Source organism: Aerosakkonema funiforme FACHB-1375 (assembly GCF_014696265.1).
In the GTDB taxonomy this organism is placed as follows: Bacteria; Cyanobacteriota; Cyanobacteriia; order Cyanobacteriales; family Aerosakkonemataceae; genus Aerosakkonema; species Aerosakkonema funiforme_A.
In genome coordinates this window covers 50600-76497 of the sequence record NZ_JACJPW010000026.1, presented here as the reverse complement: position 1 = coordinate 76497, position 25898 = coordinate 50600, and the positions used below count along the sequence as shown (strand labels likewise).

The 25898-nt window shown below is 43.4% G+C and carries 15 protein-coding genes; 6 read left to right on the top strand and 9 right to left on the bottom strand.

Annotation, left to right across the window (positions count from 1 at the left end):
• Positions 1-2: 2 nt before the first annotated feature.
• Positions 3-533, bottom strand: a complete 531-nt coding sequence (locus H6G03_RS12165) for a DUF4330 domain-containing protein (protein WP_190464637.1) — start codon at positions 531-533, stop codon at positions 3-5.
• A 270-nt stretch (positions 534-803) separates the two neighbouring features.
• On the opposite strand from H6G03_RS12165, the gene H6G03_RS12160 reads away from it, so the two are divergent.
• Positions 804-1667: a M48 family metallopeptidase gene (locus tag H6G03_RS12160; protein WP_190464636.1), complete on the top strand. Its 864-nt coding sequence runs from the start codon at positions 804-806 to the stop codon at positions 1665-1667.
• Between the two features lie 35 nt (positions 1668-1702).
• Here the strand turns inward: H6G03_RS12160 and H6G03_RS12155 are convergent, their stop codons facing one another.
• A complete protein-coding gene (locus H6G03_RS12155; protein ID WP_190464635.1) occupies positions 1703-2446 on the bottom strand; it encodes a metallophosphoesterase family protein in 744 nt (247 codons plus the stop codon).
• Positions 2447-2595: 149 nt separating this feature from the next.
• Between H6G03_RS12155 and miaE the strand changes: the two genes are divergently transcribed.
• Positions 2596-3183, top strand: coding sequence for a tRNA-(ms[2]io[6]A)-hydroxylase (miaE, locus tag H6G03_RS12150; protein WP_190464634.1), 588 nt, complete (start codon positions 2596-2598; stop codon positions 3181-3183).
• A 33-nt stretch (positions 3184-3216) separates the two neighbouring features.
• Here the strand turns inward: miaE and H6G03_RS12145 are convergent, their stop codons facing one another.
• The 4 genes from H6G03_RS12145 to H6G03_RS12125 all read right to left on the bottom strand — a co-directional run bounded on the left by H6G03_RS12145 (position 3217) and on the right by H6G03_RS12125 (position 19100).
• Positions 3217-3594: a response regulator gene (locus H6G03_RS12145; protein WP_190464633.1), complete on the bottom strand. Its 378-nt coding sequence runs from the start codon at positions 3592-3594 to the stop codon at positions 3217-3219.
• 503 nt (positions 3595-4097) lie between these two features.
• A complete protein-coding gene (locus tag H6G03_RS12135; RefSeq protein ID WP_190464631.1) occupies positions 4098-10364 on the bottom strand; it encodes an AAA family ATPase in 6267 nt (2088 codons plus the stop codon).
• A 105-nt stretch (positions 10365-10469) separates the two neighbouring features.
• Positions 10470-16733, bottom strand: a complete 6264-nt coding sequence (locus H6G03_RS12130) for an AAA family ATPase (RefSeq protein WP_190464630.1) — start codon at positions 16731-16733, stop codon at positions 10470-10472.
• Between the two features lie 39 nt (positions 16734-16772).
• Positions 16773-19100 (bottom strand): GAF domain-containing sensor histidine kinase, encoded by a 2328-nt coding sequence (locus H6G03_RS12125; RefSeq protein WP_190464629.1) that lies wholly within the window; start codon positions 19098-19100, stop codon positions 16773-16775.
• A gap of 322 nt (positions 19101-19422) precedes the next feature.
• On the opposite strand from H6G03_RS12125, the gene H6G03_RS12120 reads away from it, so the two are divergent.
• Positions 19423-19914: a GNAT family N-acetyltransferase gene (locus H6G03_RS12120; protein WP_190464628.1), complete on the top strand. Its 492-nt coding sequence runs from the start codon at positions 19423-19425 to the stop codon at positions 19912-19914.
• Between the two features lie 61 nt (positions 19915-19975).
• Here the strand turns inward: H6G03_RS12120 and H6G03_RS12115 are convergent, their stop codons facing one another.
• The gene (locus tag H6G03_RS12115) at positions 19976-20719 is read right to left on the bottom strand and encodes a DUF1995 family protein (RefSeq protein WP_190464627.1); all 744 of its coding nucleotides are present in this window, start codon (positions 20717-20719) and stop codon (positions 19976-19978) included.
• A 76-nt stretch (positions 20720-20795) separates the two neighbouring features.
• On the opposite strand from H6G03_RS12115, the gene H6G03_RS12110 reads away from it, so the two are divergent.
• The 3 genes from H6G03_RS12110 (at position 20796) to H6G03_RS12100 (ending at position 24040) form a co-directional block, all read left to right on the top strand.
• Positions 20796-22160, top strand: a complete 1365-nt coding sequence (locus H6G03_RS12110) for a TAXI family TRAP transporter solute-binding subunit (RefSeq protein WP_190464626.1) — start codon at positions 20796-20798, stop codon at positions 22158-22160.
• 63 nt (positions 22161-22223) lie between these two features.
• Entirely contained in the window at positions 22224-23036 is an 813-nt protein-coding gene (locus H6G03_RS12105; protein ID WP_190464625.1) for an endonuclease domain-containing protein, read from the top strand.
• 59 nt (positions 23037-23095) lie between these two features.
• Positions 23096-24040, top strand: a complete 945-nt coding sequence (locus H6G03_RS12100) for an RpnC/YadD family protein (RefSeq protein WP_190464624.1) — start codon at positions 23096-23098, stop codon at positions 24038-24040.
• Positions 24041-24070: 30 nt separating this feature from the next.
• Here H6G03_RS12100 and H6G03_RS12095 read toward each other — a convergent pair whose 3' ends face one another.
• A complete protein-coding gene (locus tag H6G03_RS12095) occupies positions 24071-25237 on the bottom strand; it encodes a cysteine desulfurase family protein (RefSeq protein ID WP_190464623.1) in 1167 nt (388 codons plus the stop codon).
• A gap of 131 nt (positions 25238-25368) precedes the next feature.
• Entirely contained in the window at positions 25369-25749 is a 381-nt protein-coding gene (locus tag H6G03_RS12090; protein WP_190464622.1) for a DUF7682 family zinc-binding protein, read from the bottom strand.
• Positions 25750-25898: the final 149 nt, after the last annotated feature.

The following is a 25898-nucleotide window of genomic DNA, read 5'->3' as shown; positions in this document are numbered from 1 at the left end:
AATTAACTTTTGATCCGTACATCGATAACGCTGGAGTTGAAATCATAATCGAAGCCTTCCAATTCGATCGGCATACCGACTTTGATTTTATTGTTGCCGAGAACGGGGCCGTTGTTAGTAATTTGGGCTTTGCCAGTTAAAGTAATTACCATATCGGTGCTAAAAGTATCCTTTCTCGGATCGGGAAGTGCTTTGACGGAACCATCGGGTTGGGGAACGACTACAGTTCTGGGCAGTTCTTTGACGGCTTTGATGTCAACCTGACCGTATGGTTGATTGCGGATAATGATATTGGTTTTCTTTTTGGTCTGAAACTGCTTGATTAACTCTTGGGGGTTACGAATGCTCAAACCCCTGACAACGACATCAACTTCGACGGGTCTTGTCGCTACTCCCAATTGAGCCACGGAACCGGAAGTACCGGGAAAGAAAAAGATACCTACAATAACGAGCAGAATCACTATAGCTGCACCCACGTCCAGGATGCTGAGTTTGCCTAACAAGCGACCTTGAGAGTCTAAAATCTTTTTCATGAGAATTTTCCGTTGCTAATTGAGAAAGGGGTTTAGTGAGAAATACCTGCCAGCCAATTATTGTAGAAATTTAATGACAAATTGAACAGCCAGGGGTGAGCGGGGGAGTTCAGAAAATGACTGATGTGCAATATGGTAGAACTCAACTGCGATCGCAAAAACTCAGATCGCAACTTGAACTACTCAAAATGCGTCTGTCTTATAAACTTCTTGTACCGAACCTTCTTCCGGAAAGGTTTTCACTTTCAGTTTTTTTGAGATTGCTCTGCTATGTTGAACGTCAAGTCGATATTTTTCGCTCGTTTCCGTGGGCGCTGGTATTATCCGTTACTTTCTGCGCTCGTGGCGCTGACCCTATGGGTGACTGCACTTCCAGCCACCAAAGCACTGCCGTTGCAAGATTTAATTTTGCAGGGAATTCAAATTATACAGCTATCTAAAATATCGGATCGGCAGGAAGTCCAGATTGGGGGGCAGATTAATACACAGTTACTGTCGAGTCAGTTTCAGCTTTATCGGAATTCGCAAATTGCGGAGTATGTCGATCGGGTGGGACAGCGTTTGGCATCTGTGAGCGATCGCCCCAATATTCCTTACAGGTTTCAGGTGGTCAGAGACAATAGCATCAATGCTTTTGCCACGATGGGGGGATTTGTCTACGTTACCACGGGATTGCTGGTGGCGGCAGATAATGAAGCCCAACTAGCGAGCGTTTTGGGTCACGAAATCGGTCACATTGCTAGCCGCCATTCGATCGAACAGATGCGTCAGGTGGCGATCGAACGCGGACTCGCTACAGCGGCTGGACTGAACCGCAATACTATGGTAAGGCTGGGCGTGGATTTGGCAGTTAACCGTCCTCAAAGTCGTAAGGATGAATTGGAAGCCGACCAAAGGGGATTGCGAAATATCAGGCAAGCGGGCTACGCTGAATCGGGAATAGTGGGATTTATGGAAAAACTGCTCGGTCAACCTTCGCCTCCGAGCTTTTTAAGCACTCATCCAGCTCCGAAGGATCGCATTGTGGCTTTAGAGCGGGCGATCGATCCAGCTAGGGCTAATGTGGGCGATGGTTTGGACGAGACTGAATATCGAACAAATATTCGAGCGCTGCTGCGATCTCGCAATTATTAAAAAAATCGGGTTTCTTCAAGAAACCCGATTTTGAGCTAGTGACGGGCAAGTATTTGCTGTGGTTCAACCTTTGCTACTGCTTCTTGTAGCGGTAAAGTGCGAATTGAGCCGTCAAACACATTGACTTGATAGACAAGCTTGTTGGTGATATCTAATCCGGTCAACCAACCACTTTTGCGATGATATGCGCCTGTGTCGATATCTAACCAACCCTGTCCTTGGGCAATTTTTCCAGGGGAGATGTTCGGTAGGGTAAAAGTGATGGTATGACCTGTAATGATTAGTTTATCGGGGAAGTAAGGTTTGGGTATAGAGTGAAATTCGTCCCGAATCCAACAAAATTGGTCGGCGTTTTGCTCTGTAATGGGCATCTGGGGATGGACGCCTGCATGAACTAGCCAGAGATCGCCCAAATCTAGATAAGGTGGTAGCATCCGCAACCAGTCTATGTGTTCTGATGGGATGCGGGATTCTGGGTAACTGGCGATCGTGGCGTTACCGCCACTGTAGAGCCAGACTTGCAGTATGTGAGCTTGTGGTTTTCCGTTGGCGAAGCTGTCGAGCAATAGTTGCTCGTGGTTTCCCAGCAAACATGGATAGGAGTTTGTGCTGACAAACTCGACAACGTGAAAACTTTGTGGGCCACGATCGATTAAGTCTCCTAAGAAATAGACTCGATCGTCTTCGCCTGGTGCGATCGCCTCTAATAAGGTCATGAGGCCGTTGTAATGACCGTGAACATCACCGATAATGATGCGACGGTTGGTAGTTTCGCTCATTCGGCTTTCTGTTGCAAAATAGTCGGTAAGAATTTATATAGAGCCTGCACTGGCTGATTGATGAACTGGAAAGTTAGCAAATGCCGTCAGCATCCTGCTAACTTAATTATGCAGCCGATCGGCAAAAAAAGTGCTTGTGGTAATTTTTTATGCTAACGACTATTAACGCGCTCAAGCAACCCACGAGATGGGAATGGGTTGTACAAGCTCTAGCCAACCTGGATACGATTTTGCTGGATCACTCGCACTGCGAGCGCAAGGCGGCTGGGGTGGCAATAAATTTGATGTTTCGGTATCCTTCTAATACCAAGTTGGTGCGGATGCTGACTGCGATCGCTCGCGAGGAATTGGAACACTTCGAGCTGGTCAACCAGTGGCTGGAACGGCGGGGTATTCCGCTTGGCCCACTGCCAGCGCCTCCCTACGGTGCTACTCTCAACTCGGAGATTCGCCGCGATGAACCGATGCGCTTGTTGGATACTTTGCTGGTCTGCGGTTTGATAGAGGCTCGCAGTCACGAACGGCTGGGTTTGTTAGCCGATGCCTGTCCCGATCGGGAGTTAGCCCAATTTTATCGCGGTTTGATGGCTTCGGAGGCCCGTCACTTCGGGATTTATTGGATTTTGGCAGATACTTATTTCGATCGGGAAACTGTGATGCAGAGATTGGAGGAATTGGCGATCGTGGAAAGTAATGTGCTGGCTACTTTGCATCCTCAACCGAGAATTCATAGCTAAGTTAATTGTTCAAAATGCCATTAAATAGTCTGATTAGAGACCCAGAATTTCTATAGATTTTTCCAGGACTTCATCCGGATCGAAAGGCTTTGTCATATACAAATCTGCACCTGCATCATTTCCTTTTTGTTTATCGAACTCCTGTCCTTTCGCTGTCAACATAACAATATAAACCTCATACATCCCCAATTCTTTTTTGACAGCGTTACATACTTCAAAACCACTCATTTTAGGCATCATCACATCCAGAAATACAAGTTGAGGTTTTTCTCTTTTGATGGTTTCTAGGGCTTTTTCGCCGTTGTCTGCCATCAACAGTTCTACCCCTTTGTCTTCCAGATCTTCTAGGGTTTGTTCCATGAGAACTCTAATGTGAGGCTCATCATCGACAATCAATATTTTTTTGCTCATAAAAGTGACCTCTATACTGAATAAATTTGATTTTTTCTTAAGAGCCTATTTCTGGGTGATGCCTACACTTTTTCAGTGCAAATGAGTCCGGTAAACGCCAACCAACAGACATAATACCAAATCGGCTTCGATTACCCCCGTAGGAGTGAGGGAGCGGGCTGACGCTCGCGTCAGCCGAACGGAGCGCGGGAAAGTGGGCAGTACGAGTTGGAGCAACATTGAGGCTGAAAAAGGGGGTAGCAGACCCGGATTTGGTATAATATCAAATCCAGCTTGATTATCGCCCTTATTCTTTAGTCCGCACAAGTGGGCTTCCGTTATGTAGCTCGTGCCTTGAGAGTCAGGGTCAAAAAGCGGAAGCAGGGGATTAAGTATAATTTAGGTGTATTTCGCACTGGTTTGAGCCTGAATTCGCGGTTAGCGCGATGGCTAAGATCGGGATACCACTTGGATTTTGGAGCAAAAATTAATTTTTTTTTCTTCAAGTTCACCATTTAAAATTTTTAAATGTGTTCGGGGCTTTCGTTTTGTTCGTCCGCTAATAAAAGAAAGAAAACATTTTCCATGCCCTTCTCAAACCGCAAAGTTTTGATGAGATTGTGTTGCTCTGAAAATCCGCCATCAACAATAATCATATCTGGTTGTACTGCTAGTGCCTTTTCAATGCCATCCTGGCTGTTAGATGCCTCGACAACGGTGTATCCTTTGGAAATTAACACCTCGGAGAGGGTTTTTACTGCGGAGGCATCTTCATCGACGACCAGAACTTTCTTTTTCGAGGAACCCTGAGAGATCAGTGTATCGATATTGCTGAGCAGAGATTCGGCATCGATCGGCTTTTGCAAATAGCGGTCTATCCCCAGAAGATAACCTCGTTGTTTATCTTCAAAGATCGATACAATGATAATCGGAATGTTCTGGGTCTGCGGGTCGTTTTTCAACACAGCAGCTACATCAAAACCATTGATTTGAGGCATCATCACATCTAGAATAATTAGGTCTGGTTTTTCTTGTTTTACTCTATTAATCGCATCTACTCCATCTTTAGCTTCTCTGATTTGATAACCTTCTGGTTCTAGTTGCTGCCTGAGAAGGGCGCGAATGTTCTCATCATCATCGACGACCAGAATAGTTTTGCGATCGAAAGAGGTAGAAGTTGCTGTTTGGACAAAGCTTTCTTTCAGTTGCTTTACCAAAATGTCGATCGATATCTTGTCTGGCTGAGCCATAGCCGCGTTAACAATCGGTAGGGTAAATGAGAAATTACTTCCCCGACCCAGTTGACTTTCTACCCAAATTGTGCCGCCGTGATGCTCAACGATTTGCTTGCAAATTGGCAGTCCCAAACCGCTGCCTTTCGGTTTGTCTGTGAGGGTATCGCCTACCTGCTGAAACTTCTCAAATACCTTGTGTAAATCTTCTGGAGCAATTCCGATCCCTGTATCGATGACACTGACAATAATTGCCTCGCTTTGCGGAATTGCTTTGACTGTACAAGCGCCTTTTTCTGTAAATTTTACAGAATTAGAAAGCAGATTGATTAATACTTGTAGTAAGCGATCGCGATCGCCTGTCACTGCTGGCAATTCGGTGGGGATGTTTTTGTGGAGTGCTATTCCTTTGGCTTCAAATAGCGAAGATGTGGATGCGAGCGCACGCTCGATGATTTCCGCTACTGAAGTTGGCTGCATATTCCACTCTATTTTGCCTGCTTCCATTTTGGCGATATCCAAGACATCGTTAATTAAAGTTGTCAGTCGTTCGCCTTCTGAGATGATGATGTTGATGTTTTGGTTGACTTGCTTGAACGCTCTTTGCGCTTTGCGATCGTCTTCTGGAACGACTGGTAAAATGGCATCGTCTATTTTTTTGAGAATCAGTTTGGCAAAGCCCAGCACTGAGGTAAGCGGTGTCCGCAATTCGTGGGATACTGTCGAGATGAAATCCGTTTTCATGCGGTCAATTTCTTTTTCTTGGGTGATATCCCGGATAATGGTTACCGAGCCCAGGCGATCGGTAATTGTCAATTCAGAATTAGAATATTTTTTGGATATGGTAGTAGCCACCGCTTTGCCTATTTTCCCATTTGCCAGTTCTACCTCTGCGGTCAAAACTTCGTTCGGAGATTCCTTGGTTTGGTCTAATAGTTCTGCTATTTTACTGTTGAATATTTCTTGGCAGTCTTTGCCGATGACTTTGGTATTTTCCAGACGGAACATTGATAACAAAGCGGGATTGACATGAGCGATATTTCCATAGGTATCTGTCACTAACAAGCCATCGGCAATATTGTTAATGATGGCTCTCAGATACGCTACCGTGTCTTGTACTTCGTTTACTGCTTGAGCTAGCCCCAGAGAAATCGCTGCTTGAGAAGAAAGGATTTTTAATATTTCCAATCTGTCCGGAGTAAAGGCACTTTTTGTAAGATTGTTTTCCAGGTACAGGATACCGACGAGTTTTGCTTGATGGACGATCGGCGTACACAAGAGGGATTTAACTTGGTTATTGGTAATATAGTTATCCGTTACGAACATTCCCTCACGAGTAGCATCGTTCAAGACGACATTTTTCTTAGTTCTCTCTACATAATTAATCAGATGTCTGGGTAAATTTTGGCTATTTTCCACAGGAATGGAAGCTAATAATACCTCCTTGCTGTCTGCATAGCTTTCTGCGGCGATCGCTAATTTTCCTTCCTTATTCAGAATAAGAATACCTTTTTGAGCGCCAGCATTTTCGATTAAAATTTGCATTAACTTTTCTAGCAACCTGTCGAGAACAAGCTCAGAAGAAATAGCTTGTGAGGCTTTAATTACCGTTGTTAAATCCAGCAGGGCAGAATTTCCGGTAGTGGTGGAATCCGTCGTCCGGTTTCCCTCGCTAGTTCCAGTTTCTTTTGCCAAGATACGCGAGAAAAATTCGGGATATCTTTCTTCCAAATCTTTAACTTTTGCCTTCGCTCCCCAGCGAATATATCCGTAGTAGGCTTCGGTTAAATAAGACTGAGCTAGCTTTTCTCTGCTACGAGCGAAATAAAATTCTGCTGCTAGTTCGTTGGCTAAAGCTTCTTCCTGAATGTAGCCGGAGCCTTTGGCTCCACAAATGGCGCGATCGTAATGCTCCATCGCTACATAAATTTGCCCCAATACACGCGCTTTTTCTGCTTCTACTAAGTCGTACTTATGCTGAAAGTTCTCTGGAGCGTGGTAAGCCCATTGCTGCATTTTTGCCTGATTTGACGATACTTGGAACAGGTATTGTTGCTGCTCATCTGGTGCGGCGTTGGGGTACACAGCTAAAAGGGCTAGAGAGTGGTAGAAATTGTATAAGCTGCTAATAAAAAGTCCGACAGTAGCTTGGCTGTATGGTAGCGCCGCAGTAGCAGTTTCCACAGCACTTTTCGCTCGTTTAAAGAGATAAAAAAGTATAATTTTGGCTATATAAATAGAAATGAGGGAAGTATTATCTTTGGCTTCAATAAAAAATGACAGCATTTCTTCTTCATCAAAACCATCACTTCTTAATAGACATTTATCTTCTGCTTCTCCTTGTAGATTCAACACCATTTGTCGCCAGATTTTTTGAGAATTGCCCGACCACCCATGTTTTAACTTAGTCATCAGATCGATATATTGTGCAAATTTCTGAGCAACAGATTCAAGATGCTCCCCACAAAAAAATGTTTGAGTGCAATAGTGATAAGCGCAAAAACCTGCATATTCTATATCCCCAGTTTCCAATCCGCTATAAATACCTTCTTGTAAAGGCTCTATTCCAGAGCGAATATGCTTTTTCCAGAAGTTGACAGCGCCGTAAAATACATTAGAAATTTTAGCTTTATATTCTTTGGCATTTAATTTATCTAATAACTTCAAACCCAGTTTGCCATACCGATATCCAGAGTCAATATCTTCAGCCGTACCGCACAAAATCAAAGCATAAAAACCATACCCTTGAATGGCAGATGCACAATTTCCATATTTGACCGATATATCGATCATCGTAAATACAAGAGAGGGTAACAAAGAGGGATTCGACCAATAAACAGGAGGCATTAAGGGAACCAAGATACGCGATGCTGCCAACTTATAAGCATCAGTTAAAATTGGTAGGTTGATTAAATCTTCAATTATCAAGTTTTTTGGAGCTTCTTCTAAGAGGGGAACTCCAAGCATTTCCACTACAGATAGCCCAGTATCAACAGCATCTTGCACCGCGAGTCGAGCCACGTACATCTGTATTTTTAGTTCGTACACCTTCACTTTATCGAGCAAATTTGTTGCTTTTTGCAAGATAATTTCAGCGTATGAGTTGGCGCGATCGAAGTTGGTATTTAAGTATTCAGATTCGGCAATTTCTACATAGAGATTGAGGCTCAGGTCGTACTGACTTTCCCAAGACGATGGTGACAGCAATCCTATCCCGACATATAAATAATTGACGGCTGCTTCATAAGCGGTCGCCGCCTTAGCTTTCTTACCAGCGATGAGATTCAAGTTTGCCAGTTTGTCTCTTTCTTTTTCAGAAGTGAGTAAGTCAGTGCCGTAATTTAGTTGGTTGACTATATCGAAGATATTTTCGGCAATTTCCTCAGATGGGGTATGTTCGAGCAGTAGTTCGCCGATTTTTAGGTGAGTTTGTTTTTTGTTCTCATCTGGGATGAGAGAATAAGCTGCTTGCTGTACGCGATCGTGCAAAAATTTGTAGCGAACTTTTACTGAGTCTACAGGCATTGCTACCTGTACTGAATTGTCAAATACTAACGGAATTTTGTAGCTTTCGCTTAAGGGTAGAACCAAACCAGCTTGCAGCGCGTCCCACAAATCCGCAGCCGTTTTTGGCTCGGATTTTTGATTGACAATGCTCAAAACATCTAAATTAAACTTGTCGCCAATACAAGCTGCTAACTTTAAGACTTTTTGGGTTTCTTCGGCCAATTTTTGGATATTTCTGGCAATCAATTCGACAACATTATAATCGGTGATACCTACTGCTTGAATTTGCTTGATATCCCACTCCCAAATGCCAGCGCTGTAGTCAAATGTCAAGAGTTTTTCAGAGTGCAGAGTAGCAAGCATCTGAGTGAAGAAGAAAGGATTGCCCTGAGTTTTATTGAAAATTAATTCTGCTAGTGGCTTCGCTCGACTTATTTCATAGTGCAGGGTATCGGCAACTAATTGACCGACATGGTAAATATCTAAAGGTTGCAATGTAATCGTTTCTATGATGGCACCCGTTTTTTTAATCTCATCCAGCGTCAGCATCAGCGGATGAGTCGGGCTGACTTCGTTATCTCGATAAGCTCCGATCAGCAACAGATATTGGCTATCAGGATCGCTCATCAGCAGTTGAATTAACTTCAGAGAAGCTGAATCTGCCCACTGCAAATCATCTAAAAAAACTACTAGCGGGTGCGAGGGTTTTATAAATACATGAATGAACTCTCGAAACACCCTATTGAATCGATTTTGAGATTCTGATGGCCCTAATTGGGGAACGGGCGGCTGTTTACCGATAATCTGTTCTATTTCGGGAATGACATCGATAATAACTTGACCGTTAGCTCTGAGAGCTTCTAAAATTTGTTCTTTCCAAGCCGCTATTTTTTCAGCGGTTTCTGTGAGCAAATGCCGTACCAATTCCCCAAAGGCTTGAATTACCGCAGCATAAGGAATATTCCGCTTAAACTGGTCAAATTTGCCGGATATAAAATAACCGCGTTTGGCTACAATTGGTTTGTGAACTTCATTGATAACGCTTGTTTTGCCAATACCTGAATAACCGCCCACGAGCATCGTTTCGCTGCTGCCTGTACTGACGCGATCGAAAACTTCCAACAATTGGGTTACTTCCGCTTCGCGTCCGTATAGCTTTTGGGGGATGATAAATTGGCCGTATTTATCCAATTTTCCGGGAATGAAGTTGTCAATTTTTCCGGTACTTTCTAATTGATTAAGGCAGATTTCTAGGTCGGCTTTTAGCCCCAGCCCACTTTGATATCTGTCTTCTGCGGTTTTAGATAATAATTTCATTACAATATCGGAAATCGCCCCTGGAATTTCTGGTTCGATCCGATGGGGCGGTTCTGGTTGTTTAGCTATATGGCAGTGGACTAATTCCAGGGGGTCAGTGGCATTAAAGGGCAATTGACCAGTTAGCATTTCATAAAATGTTACGCCTAACGAGTAAAAATCGGTGCGATAATCAATAGAACGATTCATCCGCCCTGTTTGCTCTGGCGACATATAGGCAAGAGTGCCTTCTAGCAAATTCGGATTGCTGAGATTCTGGTTTTCTCTAGACAGACTTGAGGCAATGCTAAAGTCGATAATTTTAACTTGCCCTGTTCGATCGTTGATGATAATGTTTTGGGGTTTAATATCTTTATGGATAATCTTGTTTTGATGCAAATGACCTATGGTTGACGCTAGTTGTATGGCAATTTTAATAAATTTTATTATCCCAATTTTTTGGTTGTTCAGAAAATATTTGAGCGATATGCCCGAAAAGTCTTCTAATATTAAAGCTAGGCCGTTGTTACAGTTTTCTAAAGCATAGGGTTTAATAATCCCTCCTAAATCAAACCTTTGTAAAATTTTATATTCATGTCTGAGCTTAGTGATTTCTTCGAGAGTGGGATACTCGGCTTTCAGGGTTTTAATAATCACCGATGTTTTAGATTCTTCTCTGACACCGCGATAAATAACAGTACTAAGACCTGCTTGAATTTTTTCAGTAATTTGATAACCTGGGATTGAAATTGTCATTGTGCTTACTCCGGGGATAAATTTTGGCGCTCGCGAATTGTTAGTTATTTTATGTAAATCTTCAATGGGAGCGACTTATTAACATATTAGCAAGCCTCTACTTTTCTAATTTGCCGTCTGTTCTGTTAGTAAAACAAAAAAGACATTTTCCAAGCCTTTTTCAAAGCATAAGGTTTTGACCAAATTTTGCTGTTGGGAAAGCAAAGAATTAACTATTATCATATCCGGTTTTACTGCTAACGCCTTATCAATGCACTCCTGTTCGTTAGAAGCTTCCATAACGCTGTATCCCTTTGCCTGCAATACCTCAGAAATGGTTTTCACATCTGAGGCATCTTCATCTACTACTAAAACTTTCTTCTTCGATATGCCTTGAGACAGTAGTAACCCGATATTTTTATGCAGTTCTTTTGCGTTAACAGGCTTAGTAAAATAACTATCTATGCCCAATCGATAGCCCCTCTGTTTATCTTCAACTATCGACAATATGATGATGGGAATACTCATTGTTTGCGGGTCGTTTTTCAAAACTGCTGCCACATCAAAACCATTGATATGAGGCATCATGACATCCAAAATAATTAAGTCTGGTTTTTTATGTTTTACTTGGTTAATCGCATCTATCCCATCTTTGGCTTCTCTAATTTGATAACCTTCAGATTCCAATTGTTGTCTGAGCAGAGCGCGAATGTTTTTATCATCATCAACGATGAGAATAGTTTTTTCTTGTTCTCCTGGCAATGGAGTTGTTGGGATAAAATTTTGTTTTAATTGCTTCACTAAAATATCAAGTGAAAATTTTTCTAGATCGATATCTATCCGATCGGGAATAGGTATGGAAAATGAGAAGTTGCTGCCTTGCCCCAGTTGACTTTCGACCCAAATTGTACCGCCATGATGTTCGACAATTTGCTTGCAAATTGGTAGCCCCAAACCGCTGCCTTTGGGTTTATCTGTAAGGGTGTCTCCTACCTGCTGGAATTTCTCAAATACTTTCTGTTTATCAAATGGGGCAATGCCGATACCAGTATCGATGATGCTGACGATAATCTGGTTATCTTGTTGTCTTGCTTTAATAGTACAAGAGCCTGTTTCGGTAAATTTTACGGCATTGGAAATGAGGTTAATTAGTACTTGAAGCAAGCGATCGCTATCGCCCAGAACCTGCCGCAGCCCATCGGGAACATCTTTGTGCAGTTTCAGCCCACTTTCTAGAAAAAGAGACGATGTAGCGGCGATCGCTCTTTCAATAATCTCTGCGATCGATACAGGCTGCATCTGCCATTCTACTTTCCCTGCTTCCATTTTGGCTATATCTAACACATCGTTGATTAAAGATGTCAAGCGCTCGCCCTCAGATACGATGATGTTAATATTTTCTCCCACTTGCCTGAGCATTTTCTGAGCTTTACGATCGTCTGCCTGAATCAGAGGAAATACCCCTTCCTCCAGTTTTTTCTTAATAATCTTGGTAAATCCCAGTACAGAGGTTAGTGGGGTTCGCAGCTCGTGGGAAACTGTAGAGATAAAATCGGTTTTCATGCGATCGATTTCTTTTTGGGCTGTGATATCGCGGATGACGATCGCACAACCAGAAATCTGAGGAGAATTTGCAGAGGAAATAGCAGTAGCCACCGCCTGCCCTACCCGCCGATCGGCCAATGCTATTTCTGCTGCAAATACCTCAGCAGGAGATTTCTGAGTCTGTGCCACAAGCGACACCATTTCGCTATTAAAAACCGACTGACAATTTTTACCAATTAAAGCGCTGTTTGATAAACCAAACATTGCCAACAAAGCCGGATTAAAGCGGATGATTTTGCCAGTGGTATCAGTCACCAGCAAACCATCTGCGATGTTATTCATAATGGCATTCAAATGAGCCATTGTATCCTGATTTTGAGCGAAAAGCAGTGCATTTTGCAGAGAAACAGCCACTGAAGAAGATAGCAATCTTAAAACTTCTAGTCGTTCCGGCGTAAACGCACTCTTGGTCGTATTGTTTTCCAGGTAAAGGATGCCGACGAGTTTTCCTTGATGAAGGATGGGCGTACACAAGAGAGACTTTATTTTGTTATTAGTTATATAACTATCGGTGGTAAATATTCCTTCTTGCTGAGCATCATTTAAAACGACATTTGACTGTGTTCTTTGCACATAGTTAACGATCGCAAACGGTAAATTATCGCGTTTATTGATAGGAATATTAGGCAGTAATATCTGATTTTCTCGATCGATCGCTCCCTCAGCTGCCAATACCAAGGAATCTCCTTCGTTGCCTTCCACCTGCGAATCTAGAAGCAAAAAACCTCTTTGTGCTCCCGCATTTTCCAGGAGAATATTCATCAATTTTTCCAGCAAATTGTCGAGAAAGATTTCTGAAGAAATGGCTTGAGACGCTTTCATCACTGTAGCTAAATCCAGAGCAGCCGAACTGCCTGTCGTGCTGTAAATCGTCATCATCGGGGCGACTCGATCGCTCTTTTCCTCAATGTTAGTTGAGGTAAGGGTTTGTTGCAATAATTGTGGATATATTTCCTCTAGCTGCCTTACTTTTGCCGTAGCTCCCCAGCGAATATAGCCATAGTAGGCATCAGTCAAATAAACCTGAGCTATCTTATGTTTACCGCGAGAGAAATAAAATTCTGCTGCCAGTTCGTTACCCAAAGCTTCTATCTGAGTATAGCCATTGTCTTTTGCACCTTCAATGGCGCGATCGTAATATTCGATCGCCAACCCAATTTCACCTAAAACTCGCGCTTTTTCTGCCTCCACTAAATCGTACTTATGCTGAAAATTTGCTGGCATATGATACGCCCAATACTTCATTTTTTCCTGGTTGGCTACCACCTTATCCAAATATTCATTTTGCTGTTCCTTTTCAACATTAGGATAAATCGCCAACAGCGCCAGAGAAAAATATAAATTATATTCTGCTGAGATTAGCAAACCCACGCCTATTCCTGCATATTTTTCGGCTGCTTCGCCATTTGAAAAAGCTAATGAAGGCGCTTTAAACATATAAGCAAGCATGGTCTTTAATACATACAACAAAAACAATAAGTTTGCATTATTGTCTTGTTTAAGAATAGGCAACATTTCCATCTCGTTAAAACTTTCTCCTATTAAATTTAAGTTATTGACTTTATTTGCCAGCATATGCAATGTAAATTCTTTGCTGATACTGAGATAATTGAATGCAAGGCTATGATTTAATTTTTTCATTAACTCAATATATTGAGTAAACCTTTTTTCGGTAAACTCTAAATGCTTTCCTGTAAAAAGCGTGTGATTGCAATATTGATTAGTACAATAACCAGCGTGTTCTATATCTCCTGTTTCGATGCCAGTGAGAATTCCTTGCAACAATAATTCTAAAGTTTCCTGGGCAGACTCTTTCCAATGTCTGACACAACCATCGAAAAAACATAATATTTTTGTTTGGTATTGTGTGGTGCTAAAAACATCCAACAACTTCAAAGACAATTTACCAAATTGATAACCAGTATTTATATCTCCCATTCCACTGCATAGGAGCATTCCATAAAGGCAATATGCGTAAGCACCTTGGGGTGAATTTCCATATTTAATGGAAAGATCGATCATTGTAAATATAAGCTGAGACAGGAGAGTAAAATTTGTGCTAAAAGCAGCATTAATATTGCTGACCAACATCCGCATAGCCGCCAACTTATAAGGATCGGTCATTTGTGGTAAATTGGCTAATTCATCGAAATTTAGTTGCTTGGGAGGTTCTTTCTCTAGGATAACTTCCAACAATTGCAAAGCTTGTAACCCCGTATCGATAGCTAACTGGAGCTGCATTTGAGTTACGTATATCTGGATTTTCAGCTCGTAAACTCTGATTTTATCGAGCAGGTTTTTAGCTTGGAGCAGAACAATTTCTGCGATGGAATTAGCTTTATCAAAATTCCCATTTAAATATTCTGCTTCCACCGCTTCCACATAAAGTCCTAGCGTCAAATCATAGTGAGAGTACCAGCTATCTGATGCCAAAAGTCCCAAACTAACTGTGATATACTTCAGCACAGGTTCGTAAGCAGTTGCGGCCTTTGCTTTCCGAGCCGCTATCAAATTTAATCGTGCTAACTCATATTTTTCGGTTTGTTCGTTGATAAATTCAACACCAACATTGAATTGATTAACAATCTCAAAAATATTCTCTTCTATCTCTGCTTCTGAAGCATTCTTCAGAAGCAGTTGACCGATTTTTAAATGAGTTGCTTTTTTATTTGATTCGTGAATCAGAGAATAAGCGGCTTGCTGTACCCGGTCATGCAGAAACTTGTAGCGTATTTTGAGCGATTCTCCTGGTATTGTAAATGATGTTGAAGTGTCAAATACTAACGGCATTTTGTAAGTTTCGCTCAGGGGCAAAATCAGACCTGCCTGAAGTGCATCCCACAAATCAGTTGCCGTTTCTGAGGAGGATTTTTCATGCACAATTGCCAGGACATCTAAATTAAACTTGTCTCCTATACAGGCAGCTAATTTTAGTACTTTCTGCGTCGGTTCTGGCAGTTTTTGAATATGGCGGCTGAGCAACTCAACCACATTATAATCTGTAATGCCTACGGCTTGAATTTGTTCGATATCCCAGTGCCAATCCCCAGATTTAAAATCAAATTTTAATAATTTTTCTTGGTGTAGGGTGGAGAGCAGTTGAGTCAAAAAGAAAGGATTGCCCTGAGTTTTATTGTAAACTAATTCAGCTAGATTCTGTGACCTTTCTGTGCTAGCGTGCAGAGTGTCGGCAACTAATTCGCTGGCATTTTCGATATTTAACGGTCGCAGGGTAATATTACTAAGCTTAGCACCCGTATTTTTAATTTCATCCAATGTCACCAGCAACGGATGGGTGGGAAATACTTCATTATCTCGATAAGCTCCCATCAGTAATAAATATTCACTGTCTGGGTCAGTTATGAGCAACTGAATTAATTTCAGCGATGCCGAATCTGCCCACTGCAAGTCATCTAAGAACAGTACGAGGGGGTGTTCTGCTTTGGTGAATACGTGGATGAATTCTCGAAAGACGCGATTAAATCGGTTTTGGGATTCGGTTGGCCCCAATTGCGGTACGGGCGGCTGTGGGCCAACAATTAGTTCGATTTCGGGAATTACGTCGATGATGACGTTACCTTGCTGACCGAATGCTGCTAGTAATTGTGCTTTCCAAGTAGCTATTTTGCTCGCACTTTCTGTTAATATTTGCTGGCTCAATTGTTGGAAAGCTTGAATTATGGAAGCATAAGGGATGTTGCGTTTAAATTGGTCAAATTTCCCGGAGATAAAGTAGCCCCGTTGCCCTACTATGGGTTTGTGAATTTCGTTGATGACAGAGGTTTTGCCAATGCCGGAGTACCCGGAAACTAGGATTATTTCGCTGCCTCCGCTGGCAACTCGCCCAAAGGCTTCCATGAGTGTGGTGACTTCTTTGGTGCGTCCGTAAAGTTTTTGGGGGATGAGGAATTGACTGATTAAGTCCTGCTTGCCTGGTGTGAATTTGCCGATGTTTCCGGTTGTTTGTAACTGGGCAAGACAGGTTTCTAAATCTGCTTTTAATCCCCAGGCACTTTGATATCTTTCTTCTGCGGTTTTGGCTAATAGTTTCATCACTATATGAGCAACTGCTAGCGGAATTTCTGGGTTGATTTGATGGGGTGGTGTGGCTGGAAATGCGATATGGCAGTGAACTAATTCCAGGGGGTCGCTGGAATTAAAGGGTAGTTGACCTGTGAGCATTTCATAAAATGTTATGCCTAATGAGTAGAAGTCTGTACGGTAGTCGAGGGCGCGATTCATGCGTCCGGTTTGTTCCGGTGACATATAGGCGAGCGTGCCTTCTATTTGGTTGGGATTGCTCAGGGTGGGGTTTTCTCTCTCCAGGCGCGAGGCGATGCTAAAGTCGATGATTTTCACTTGTCCGTCAGATGGATTGATGAGTATATTATGCGGTTTGATATCTTTATGAATAATATGATTTTTATGCAGATCTCCTAAAGCTTCTGCCAACTGGATGGCGATGTCCAAAAAATCTCTAATTTCCAGCTTTTTGTAAGTAATAAATTGTTTCAGGGATTGACCGGATAAATCTTCTAAGATCAGAGCTAAACGGTTTTGATAATTTTCTAAGCTATAAACGCGAACAATACCTTTAATATCCAGAGCTTGAAGAATTTTATATTCGTGTCTCAATCTGGTAATTTGTTCGAGAGTAGGATACTCGGCTGGGATGGTTTTAATAATGACTGCTGTTTTATCTTGTTTTCTTACCCCGCGATAAATTGAGGTATTGATAGTGGCTTGGATTTGTTCGGTGATTTGATAACCTGAAATGGTGAGCATTAGCGTTTGTCCCAAACGTGAGTATATGTTTGCGAGGGGTTAACCGCATTGAGCTTGCTGAAAGTATGCCGGGGAATTAGGAGGAAAATCAACTATGCGCTGATTTTTACGATCGGGACGACTAGATGCGATCGCTTGTATGGGAATCTCAATCAAAAACTCTGCTCCTTGACCGGGTTGGGAAAAACACTTCAAAATACCACTGTGTTTTTCTAGGACAATTTGGTAGCTAATCGACAATCCTAAGCCTGTGCCTTTCCCTACTGCTTTGGTTGTGAAGAAGGGATCGAACAATCGCTTGATTACCTCTTCTGTCATACCGGGGCCATTGTCTCGAATGCGAATAGCAATCCTGTTATTTTCCAAAGCTTCGGTACGAATCCAAATACAAGGTGTCGCGGAATTTTCTCCCGTATTCCGCAAAGAACGCTGTACTTCTAGAGCGTCGATCGCATTGCTGAGGATGTTCATAAACACTTGGTTGATCTGACCGGGATAGCACTCTACAAGCGGTAATTCGCCATATTCTTTGATAACTTGAATCGCACAATTTTCTGCTGTTGCTTTTAATTGGTGGTGCAATATCATGAGGGTGCTATCGATGCCTTCGTGAATATTCACCGGTTTCGTTTCTGCTTGGTCGAGACGGGAAAAATTTCGCAGCGATAAGACAATTTGACGGATGCGTTCAACTCCTACGTGCATGGAGGAGAGTATTTTGGGTAGGTCTTCAACGAGAAAATCGAGTTCGATCGCTTCCATTTCAGCTTGGATCTCCGGTACTGGTTCCGGATAGTGCTTGCCGTACAGTTGAACTAGCGTCAGTAAGTTTTGGGAGTATTGACTGGCGTAGGAAAGATTTCCGTAGATGAAGTTGACGGGGTTGTTGATTTCGTGGGCGACACCGGCAACTAACTGACCCAAGCTGGACATTTTTTCGCTTTGAATGAGCTGGGCTTGAGTTTGTTGCAATTCGTGCAGGGTTTGTTGCAGCTGTTGAGCTTGGGTTTGAGCATCTGAGGCAGCGGTGGCAGCTTGATGGTATAGTTCGGCTTGGTCGAGGGCGATCGCCAGTTGAGTAGCTACAGCCTGCAACAGCTCCACCTCGCACTCACTCCACGATCGCACTTCTGTATTCGTACCGCAGCAAATGGCTCCTATGGCTCCAGAGCGAGTTTGAATCGGCAGTGCGAATAAAGACACAAATTCCCGTTCTACAAAAAACTCTCGCATTACCGGATCTGCGATCGTTCTGACATCATCTGCCCAAACCATTTCCATGTTCAGAAGTTGCTGTGTAAAACAACCAATATCCGCCGCCGAGTAGTAACCAACTAAACTCGGCAGCTCGGGATTTTTGGCTTCTTTGAAAATTTCCCAGTTATCCGAAGCATCAAGCATTCTTGATGTATCCGCAAAGTTAGGATGAATTAATTTTTCTTTTTCCGGTCGATACCAAATGAATTGGCAGCGATCGATTTGCAGAAGACTGCGGATCTCGTTCACCGCTGTTTCTAAGATTTTATCTAAGTTCAGCGACTGACGGATTTGACAAGCCAAACGAAAAAGTAAAGCTTCTCGGCGGCTTTCCTGTAGCTGGTGTTCGTGGAGGAGCGCGTTTTCAATCGCCGCGCCTGCTTGCGAAGCAAGCATAGTGAGCAGTTTCAGGTCTGCTGCTGTATAAGCGACGGGTGTGTTACTGCTGATTTCGATCGCACCAATTACTTTATCTTTTGTTTTCAAAGGTACGCAAATCAGAGAACTAACTTGCTCTTGAGTTGGAACGAATCTGGGATCGGATAAAACATCGTTGACTATCTCTCCTCTGCCTGTCATCACTACATTACCAACTATCCCATCACCCAAGTTTAAGGTCGATTTTGATTGGCATTCTTGATTAAATGCTGCGATTGCTTCCAGCCTGTCCGTGCTGGTATTAAGTAGCATGAGAGAGCCGCTAGTTGCTTGGATAAGTTCTCTAGCTTCATCAATCACTAATTTGGCAACTTCTTTGAGGTCTAAGGTAGCGCTGATTTTTTGGGAAATTTCGTATAAAAATGTGATTTCTCTATATCGCTCAATTAATTCATTAGCCAAGTTTTTCTTTTCTAGTTCTTTATTCGCTACATAGGATATAAGAGCGGCTACGGCAGCAGCTTTTTCTGACCCGCTTACCCATCCGATCGTTTCTCCAGAAAGTTCTACTGGATATTTACCTAATAATTTTTTTTCACTTGCAACCCCTACCAGGATGTTGCCTTCTGCATCTTGAATTACGAGCGAACTTTCAATAGCTTTGACAATGCCATTTATAACAGGTAGAATTTCTTTTCTTGAGAGAACTTTTTTGAAGTTAACTTTTATCATATTAGTTTATCTCCTTCTCCTCTACCTTTTTGACTTTAAAGTTACAGATTCCTATTTTGCCGAACAGATAGTTAATTTTACATCTACCTAAAGATATGCAATCTAAACTAGAATATCATTATTTAATTAAATAAAATATATATTTTTAATTTCAGTAAAATTGCTGATAAGTTGCTTAAGTAAAATTGCGTACTTGAATAAAAGTGTACTGTCAGAATAGTACATAAAAAATAATTAAAGACGCAATAGAAGAGAAAAATGTTCCGAACGAGCGGTTACTATTAAAATCTATAACTGTGGAAGTAAAAGAAGAATTTGTCAGGTGAAAATTCACTATCGCGATTTTGTAATTCGTTCCTGGTCAGAGGCCGATCGCACTCATGTTGCCGCTCTCATCCATTCTGTTTTAACAGAGTACGGCTTGCCTTGGCAACCAGGGGACGCAGACAGGGATGTCTTGCAAATAGAAAACTTTTATCTGGCGACTGGGGGAGAGTTCTGGGTGGTGGAACGGGACGGGCAGCTAGTGGGAACTGCGGCTTACTATCCCATCCAGCGGGGAAAGCACGCTGTAGAAATTCGCAAAATGTATCTGTTGCCGTCTGTGCGGAGACAAGGACTGGGAAAATTTTTATTACAACAGCTGGAAAGCGCGATCGCAGCTAGAGGCTTTCAACAAATTTGGATTCAAACGGCCAGCATCTTAAAAGAAGCGGTACAGCTGTATGAAAGCAGCGGGTATCAACGGACATCTGGGATAGAGGCGGCAAGATGCGATCGCATTTACGTCAAATGGGTAGTTGGTGGTGGTTAAAATTGCAAATTAAATAATTGCAGATTTAAATTTGAAATCTGCAATTACCTTTGTCGATCCTCTATCGATTCAAAGCGCGTAGGAAGCGCTGCATATTAGTGAAAAATCCCGGCTTTTTGGGACGCGGGGTCTCAGCTGTATCGCTATCGGTAGGGCCAATTGCATCAAATATAATTCGATCGACTTCCTCACCAACCGGTTTTTGAGGCAATTCTGCAATGAGATTGTAATTGTCGCCCACCTCCAACCAAACTTGCCAAGGCCCGGGATAGCAGCGAAATACAGCTGCGCCTTGTAGAGGTCTGACATAATAGCAAGATTGCAAAGTATTGAGGAAGCGTTCCCGCAGCTGACGCCCAGCGTAGCCAATACCGACAGTACCCGCATCTTCCAAATGAGGGATTAGTAAAATTACCGGACGATCGCCCACTGCATTGCACAGCTTTTCTACTTCTGCCACCTCCACCGAACTGAGGTTAACCAGCAAAAATATTTCATCTTCCGGTTGAATTTTATTTTCAATGGGGGTTCTGCCCATGCCGATATCTTGTATTTTAAAAGGTACCTCTCCCCAATCGCGACGGGCGAGGGCAGCCGCACCGGCATCGGGAAAGAACATTTTTACTTGTCCAATGCGATCTTCAAAAACTTCGATAAATTGCTTGGCGATCGACTGCGCTTGCAGTGCGATTTCCGGGAAAAGTAACTCAACTTGCAGCCGAGTGTAACCATCTGCGATCGCCGCAAGCGTTGCTTGGCGAGATTGCGCGATCGCCTCTTCTAGGGTATTGGGAAGTTCTGCCATAGTAAACGGATTTTAGATTTTAGATTAAGTGCTAAACAATAGTATCAGGCATAACGATTGCCAAGGAGATAGAAAATTGCAAGGACGCAAAATCGTGATTTCGATCGCACTCTTGAGCTTGGTAGCGTTCGGGGGATTTGCCTGGAGATTAGCCAAAGAAAACCATCGAGTTATCCACCTGACTGTTGCGACTGGGAATAAGACAGGTGAAGCTTACCGCTTTGCACAAGCAATGCAGCAGGTGATTGCCAGACATCAACCGCAGATCCAACTCAACATTATAGAAACAAACGGCTCTCTGGAAAATATGCAACTCTTGGAGAAGCGAAAAGTAGAACTGGCGATCGTCCAAAGCGATACCCCAGCGCCTGCATCCGCACGTGCGATTAGTTTACTGTATCCGGAGTTGTTTCATCTAGTTGTTTCTCAGAAATCTGCTATCCAAAGCGTACCCGATCTTAAAGGCAAACGAATTGCCCTCATGCCTAAAGGCAGCGGTTCTTTTGACGCCTTTTGGCTTTTAGCCAAACATTACAACTTAAAGCCAAACGATTTGCAATATGTGGCATTAAGCCCGGAAAAAGCATTGTTAGCCTTCAAAAAAGGAGAAGTTGATGCAGTTTTTCGCAGCTTACCAGTAGGTAATCGCTGGACAAGAGAATTAATCCAAACTATTCCTGGCAGGATGGTGCCGATCGATCAAGCGGCAGCGATCAGAATTTCTCTTCCTTATTTGGAAGAAGGCACAATTCCCAAGGGAACTTACAAAGCCGATCCTCCCGTCCCCAGTCAAAATATGCCCGTTGTGGGAGTGGGAGCGGCACTCATAACTCGTCAAGATATCGAGCCAAAAATTATTCGTTCCCTTACTACTATTATCTATGAATATCGTCACGATTTAGTCAAGTTGGAGCCAAAAGCAGCAACAATTAGTCAACCGGGCGTAGGTCAAAGTCTTGGCTTACCTCTACATCCCGGTGCCCAAGCTTACTACGACCGAGAAAAGCCAGATTTTCTGTCATCAAATGCTGACGTACTGGCTTTGCTTATCTCAATGGGATCGCTGGTTGCCTCTTGGATTTTCTCGTGGCGATCGCGTTTGCTTGCCAAACAAAAGAACCGCTTCGATAAGTACAACCTGGATATCCTAGATATTCTCGAACAAGCACGCAACACCTGCAACTTAGAACAATTAGAACAACTGCGGCAAAATTTATTTGAAATTTTCCGCAAAGTTGTCGAAGATTTGGATAACGATCGCATTACCCAAGAATCATTCCAATCCTTTACCTTTGCTTGGGAAGTGGCAATTAATACTATTCGCCATCGCGAAACGATGGTCTTAAATTTGCAAGTTTTGCCTGCTATTCCCGCTCGAGTCTCGTTCCCAGGTTTAACCAGGGAAAGCGGTTTAGAAGGCTCTCCTTCCCCCGATCGTTAATCTATGCCAAAAGAAGGTATAATCCTCCCCAATACATTGCTATAAAATCAAAGTGAAATTGATATGACATCAGACAGCGAACTATTAGTTGCGATTATGAACAGTCGGCTGGACATGGAAATTGCCCGTGACCGACATTGGTACAGAATTCCCACGCTCAATGCAGATAAACTTCTCAAAAAGCGTTGGCCTCCCACATGGTTAGCTTTCTACCAAACCAAAGTATTTGGCAAACAAGCTCATACAGTACGTTACTACGCGCAAGTTGAGCAAATTCGGGCAGTTTTTCGCTGGGAATTGTTTCCCAATTTACCAAAAGACAAAAAGAGCCAGCAACGTTATTACAAACTTGAATTATCACCACTGGAACGTTTACCAGCACCAATTATTAGCCGACGATATAGGCGCATTGTCTTTATCTCAACTACCCTGGAAAAGTTTAGGAAAGCAGAGGAAATCAACGACTTATACGACGAAAGTCCACTGGAAGATAGGCTGTGGGCAGAGTTTAAACGACTGGATATCAATGCCGAACGTCAAGAGTTTGTGACAGTTAAAAATTCCACCTACGCTCTCGACTTTGCCATTTACTGTACTTACGGCAAAATCAACATTGAAACTGACGGCGATACTTGGCACGCCGATAAAGAGCGTATTCATTTAGATAATGAGCGAGACAACGACTTACAAACAAATGGTTGGCATACGTTGCGATTTAATACCTATCACATCCAAGAAAAAATGTCTGAGTATTGCCTACCGACAATAATTGAAAATATTAATCGTCTGGGTGGCTTGAAGGAAGAAGGGAGAGTTTTTCCGCGTTTGATAAAGTCCAATTCATCAGATGAATTTGTCCAGTTGACTTTGTTTTAAATTTTAATAATTATGGTAACTTTGCCGAGGTTTTATTATGCAACAGGAGGAGATACTGGATGGAAGATGAAGTGCGATCGGATTACGACAGTGCTTGGAAAGAAGCGCTAACCGTATATTTTGAGCCATTTATGGCTTTTTGTTTTCCAGATACTCACAGAGATATTGATTGGCAAAGAGGTTATGAAACGCTAGACACGGAATTGCAAGAAGTCATTCGCGATGCCGAGACAGGCAGGCGTTTAGCAGATAAGCTGGTAAAAGTATGGCTCAACTCCGGCGAAGAGGCGATAGTGTTAATTCACGTCGAAATCCAAGGACAAGAGCAGTCAGACTTTTCCGAACGAATGTACATTTACAATCATCGGTTATTCGATCGCTATCGGCAAAAAGTATTCAGCTTTGCCGTATTGGGAGACGAAAACACCAATTGGCGACCGACAGGCTATAGTTATAGTCGATGGGGATTTCAAAGCAGTTTACAGTTTCCGGTCGTGAAACTGCTCGACTATGCAGCCGCTACCCTAGAGGAAAGCACCAATCCTTTTGCCACCATTATCGCCGCACATCTGGAAACTCAAGCAACCCGCAGCGATCTACAGCGCCGTTTTCAGTCTAAATTGAGATTAGTGCGGCGACTCTACGAGCGCGGCTATAGTAGAAATCAGATTTTGGAGCTGTTCCGGTTCATCGAATGGATAATGGCATTACCGGCAGCAGTTCAGCAAGAGTTTAAAACTGAAATCAGGCGAATAGAGGAGGAAAGGCGAATGTCATACATTACCAGTTTTGAACGGGATGGTATACAGCAGGGTCGCTTGCAAACGTCTCGCGAGGATGTAATTGAAGTGCTGGAAACGCGGTTTTCAACTGTGCCAGATACCTTAAAAAATAGCATTTTTGCGATCGACGATCTAGGGCTTTTGAAACAACTGCTTAAACGCGCTATTACGATCGATTCGGTGCAAGAGTTTGAGCAATTGTTGGCAGAAGGACAATTGTAACCGCATCGTTGAAACCATCTGCATCTGCCCTTAACAACCGGATAATGCTACCTTTGGCATCAAACGTGCCAAAACTTGCTTCAGCACCATTGCCGTCCAATCTATATCCGCTGCGGTCGTGTGGCGACCCAAGCTGAGGCGAATACCAGATTTGGCGGCGGCAGAACTGTAACCCATTGCCAACAGCACCGGACTGGGGGTAATTTTACCGCTGTTGCAAGCAGCACCAGCGCTAATGCCAATACCGGCCAAGTTGAGGTGTCGCACGAGAGTTTTACCGCTGAGCTTTTCACCATCGGCATCTGGCAAACAGAAACTGACGTGGTGAGGCAAACGGTGCCAGCGATGCCCTGTGGGAGTCAGACTGGGCGTATCGGCAAGTAGGTCGAAAAGACGATCGCGCAACTCGATCGACCTTGGCGTTTCCACTGCCATTTCTTGCGCTGCCAGTTCCGCAGCCATACCAAAACCGGCAATAATTGGCACAGCCTGAGTTCCGGAACGCAGTCGCATTTCTTGTCCCCCACCGCCCAGCAAAGGAACTAACTTGACACCCGGACGGATATAAAGCGCCCCCGCTCCTTGTGGGCCATAAATTTTGTGACTGGAAAGGGAAAGTAAATCTACAGGTAACTTTTGCACATCGAGAGGCAAACGCCCAGCTACCTGCACAGCATCTGTGTGAAATAGCACACCGCGATCGCGGAGAATATTTCCCAAACCTTCGATCGGTTGCAGCGTGCCAACTTCGCTTTGACCGTGGATAATCGAAACTAACACCGTATTAGCTTGCAGGGCGTTCTCCAAGTCGTTTTCGCTGACTCTTCCCCACTTATCCACCGGCAAGCGCGTCACTTGCCAACCCCATTGTTCCAGCCAGCGGACAGGTTCTGCCACCGCTGAATGCTCAACACTGGAAATGATAATATGCTGAGGTTTGGTGTAACATCGAGCCACACCCATAATTGCCAGGTTATTTGCCTCCGTACCGCCAGAAGTAAATACGATCGACTCCGCCGGCGCGTTAATTAGCCCAGCCACCTGCATTCTGGCTTGTTCTAACATAGTTGCTGCCCGTTGACCCCACTCGTGCAAGCTGGAGGGATTACCCCACTCTTGGGTGAGGACTGCTTGCATCGCTGCGATCGCCTCTGGGCGGGTCGGTGTTGTAGCGCTGTAATCTAGATATATTTGCATAATCTTTAACCGTTAGAGGTCGCGGCAGAGAGAGGCTCTACTTTCAGCATAATCCGCCAAGGTCTGACAACTAACAACTAACCTGTAACAGTTGAATTTTGACTGAGGAACTTCTGACTTTTGACTTTCGACTAACTTCCCGGTTTGCGGACATTGTAGTCCTCGTGGGACAAAACTGCTTGGGGAATTAGTATATTACCGCAGTCCCGACAGAGCATCCGGTAGTTGCGGGTAATGGGAATACTGATAATAAAACGATCGTGCCGCAGCCGCTTGCCGCCAAATTCTGTGTAATGCTTTTGTTCTTGTAAAGCAGCAATCACAGTGCGTGCCTTGACCACCACATGAATGGGCAGATCCCGCAGATCGATCGGGTCGCGGTCAAAGGTGGACTCCCACTCGTGTTTTAGCTGTTTTTTTTGTTCCAGTACGGCTTTTTTTTGGGCACACAGATGGCACGCTTGACCGTAGCCCTTATGGCCGCATGGAAATAGCTTTTTTCTTCTAGGCATAACAGAAGTGTGGATTGAGATGAATACATCCACTCAAATGCGGCAAATTGGCTACGTACCCGCCAGAACTAGGGGCACTTCTAGTTGCTGCCGGCTAACAAAGAGAGTAGCCTTGCAGGAGCCATCCTTTAGTTAGCGCGATCGCTTCG